This is a genomic window from Paenibacillus sp. P4_A7, assembly GCF_056402455.1.
This window is the reverse complement of sequence record NZ_JBFUHJ010000667.1, coordinates 1-2,181: the sequence shown is the minus strand read 5'-3', so window position 1 is coordinate 2,181 and position 2,181 is coordinate 1. Positions and strand designations below refer to the sequence as shown.

The window sequence follows — 2,181 nt, the reverse complement described above, 5'->3', positions numbered from 1 at the left end:
GCTTATGACGAATATTATGGAGCGATTAAGGAATTTGCAGCGAGGTATGGTTGTGGGTTTGTCGATTTTGAACAATACTTCCGAGATTGTGTGTTATCGGGGTTGCTAGACTATGAATTTCTATTTGATGACTCTATTCATCCCGGACCCTATGTAAATGAATTTATTCGCGTAAAGCTTTGTGAAATCATCGATTTAATTATGTAAATCTTCCTTGGAGGTGTCGTTATGAAGGGAATTGCAATCTTATGGAAAGACAAAGTAGGCAATGGTTCAATAGCTATATTATATGGGGAGTCGACGAAGGCAACTCAATTATTAACGACCCACGACAGCACAAGTTGTTGGAGTATCAATGCTAGGATTAACTTGATAAGGAGCCTTACGAATTGAACTATGACCCATAAGTGGAGCACTTTTTTAATAAGTGTCCTTCTTGTGGGTCACAGTTCATTGAGTCGTATAACCTCCATCGAGAACAACGGCTTGACCTGTAACTCCCCTAGCTTTATCGCTTGCTAGAAACAGGGCGTAGTCAGCGATTTCACTAACATCAAGCAGCCGTTGTTGTGGAACGAGTGGAAAGATGATTTCTTCTAATACCTTTTCCAAGGGAACGCTTCGAGTTTTGGCTAAGTCTTGCAGCTGACCGCGTACCAATGGTGTGTCCACATATCCCGGGCAGAGTGCGTTCACCGTAATACCAAAAGGAGCGGCTTCTAATGCGGCGACTTTTGTTAAGCCAATTACACCATGTTTAGCGCTGTTATATGCTGCCTTACCTGCAAATCCCACCAGTCCATTAATGGATGCGATATTGAGTATTCTACCGTAATTTTGTTGTTTCATTATAGGTAAGGAATGTTTGATAGCTATGAAGGGCGCAGTCAGCATGACTTTAAGCATAAATTCAAATTTTTCTGTGGGGAACTCCTCAATAGGGGCAACATGCTGTAAACCCGCATTATTGACGAGAATATCCAAGCGACCAAACAAACCAACGGTTTGTGCGATTAGATGGATGATATCCTTCTCTATTGTTACATCCGCTTGAATCGCAGCTACCTTGCCCCCTGTGTGAACAAGCTTTTGAACGGCCTCAGTAARTAGTAGACCATTGCGATCCGACAAAACTACAGTAGCGCCTTGCCGCGCGAAGCCTTCGGCGATATGAAATCCGATTCCCTGTGCAGCACCCGTAACGATGACAACGCGATCGGTGAACATGCTTAATTATCCCCTCATTTCAATGGCTTAGTAGGCATCCATTTGAATATTATCGGACAAGATCAGCGGAGGCTCTGTTGCCAATTGGATATCCTCTATCGTATACCCTATAGCTACTTCCACGAGAAGCATCCCCACTGGAGTGATATCGATAACGRCCCGATCCGTAATGATTCGGTGTACGACTTGTTTGCCGGTCAATGGTAAGCTGCAAGAATTTAATAATTTCGGTTGTCCTACTTTGTTGACATGGTCCATAATAACAACGATCCTTTTCGCTCCATGCACGAGGTCCATAGCACCGCCCATACCCTTAACCATTTTTCCGGGAATCATCCAGTTGGCCAAATCTCCGGATTGAGATACTTCCATTCCACCCAAAATTGCTAGATCGATATGACCTCCGCGAATCATAGCGAATGAATCCGAACTGCTGAAATAGGATGCTCCCGATATGGCGGTGACTGTTTCTTTACCGGCGTTAATCAGGTCTGGATCGACGAGATCCGGGGTGGGAAACGGACCTATGCCAAGCAGGCCATTCTCAGATTGAAGCACAACCTGTTTATCGCTTGAAATATAATTCGCGACAAGAGTGGGAATACCTATTCCAAGATTTACATAGTAACCACTCTTTATTTCCTTCTCTGCGCGCCTCGCAATTCGTTCCCTAATGGACATTAGCTCATTCATGTTTTTTTCTCCTTTCTAGCTTAAATAGTTAYAACGTTGTTAGCCGTTCTATACGTTTCTCTTGCACGCCTACGATCAATTGATTCACATATATACCTGGCGTATGTATCGATTCCGCATCAAGATCACCGACAGCTACCAGCTGTTCGACCTCCGCGATTGTTACTCTGCCTGCAGTCGCCATAATCGGATTGAAATTGCGGGCAGTTTTGTTGTAATTCAGATTTCCCATCCTGTCGGCTCTGGCAGCGCGTATTAGGC

Annotated in this window: 4 protein-coding genes; 1 reads left to right on the top strand and 3 read right to left on the bottom strand. The window is 44.2% G+C overall.

Features of this window, described 5'->3' with window-relative positions:
* Positions 1–207, top strand: a 207-nt coding sequence (locus tag AC1DWN_RS32695) for an SGNH/GDSL hydrolase family protein (protein WP_477563006.1), incomplete at its 5' end; no start/stop codon positions are given.
* 243 nt (positions 208–450) lie between these two features.
* On the opposite strand, the gene AC1DWN_RS32690 is transcribed toward AC1DWN_RS32695, so the two are convergent.
* From AC1DWN_RS32690 to AC1DWN_RS32680, 3 genes are all read right to left on the bottom strand, one after another.
* Positions 451–1,227 (bottom strand): 3-hydroxybutyrate dehydrogenase, encoded by a 777-nt coding sequence (locus AC1DWN_RS32690; protein ID WP_477563005.1) that lies wholly within the window; start codon positions 1,225–1,227, stop codon positions 451–453.
* A 27-nt stretch (positions 1,228–1,254) separates the two neighbouring features.
* Positions 1,255–1,920 carry a 3-oxoacid CoA-transferase subunit B gene (locus tag AC1DWN_RS32685; protein ID WP_477563004.1) on the bottom strand — a complete coding sequence of 222 codons (666 nt, stop codon included), beginning with the start codon at positions 1,918–1,920 and terminating at the stop codon, positions 1,255–1,257.
* Positions 1,921–1,948: 28 nt separating this feature from the next.
* Positions 1,949–2,181: CoA-transferase (locus AC1DWN_RS32680; protein ID WP_477563003.1), on the bottom strand; the 233-nt coding region annotated here is incomplete at its 5' end.